The 655-nt window shown below is 58.6% G+C and carries 1 protein-coding gene; it reads left to right on the forward strand.

The features are described from left to right. Positions 1 to 340 precede the first annotated feature (340 nt). Positions 341 to 655 (forward strand): leucine zipper domain-containing protein (locus EOB49_RS34460; protein WP_164781957.1); only part of this gene is annotated, 315 nt, incomplete at its 3' end.

Consider the following 655-nt stretch of genomic DNA (forward strand, 5'->3'; position numbering starts at 1 on the left):
CGGTACGATGAGGCACGACTACAAGCGCAACGGCACCACCACCCTGTTCGCCGCCCTCAACGTCCAATATTGTCCCGTTGACGAGAATATCATCTTAGTTGCTTGTAAAAATTTGTTCTCCACTTCCGTCTCCATCGTATCTCAGTCAACGCGATGGAATAGGAAATGACTACAAACATTGTGAAACTGGAAGAAGGCAGGGCAATCGGCTCTAATCGTGACGTGCCGCTGTCAGATCATGAGGCGGAAGCCCTAGGTGTGAGCTTTCGGGAGGTTGTCCATTCGGACCGGACCGAGGAGACTGGAGTTACCACGCTTCAGCATCCATCGGAGGATCCGAATGAACATCCACAAGAATGCCCGTCTCACACCGCTGCGTCGAGAGGAGATGGCGTTATCGGTGATAGAAGGCGCTTTTTCCAAAGCCCATGCGGCGCGCGTCTATGGCGTGTCGGCCAAGATCGTGGCGCGCTGGGTCGAGCGCTATAAGACCAAAGGGCGGGCCGGCATGGTCGACCGCTCGTCGCGGCCCACCGTCATGCCGAGCCTGACCGAACAGTCCGTGGCCGAGCGCATCGCAGCCTTGCGTCGCCAGCGGCTGACCGGCAAGCACATCGCCCATGAGGTCGGCGTCTCGCCCGCCACCGTTAGCCGG

This window comes from Mesorhizobium sp. M7A.F.Ca.MR.148.00.0.0, assembly GCF_003997735.1.
Taxonomy (GTDB): Bacteria; Pseudomonadota; Alphaproteobacteria; order Rhizobiales; family Rhizobiaceae; genus Mesorhizobium.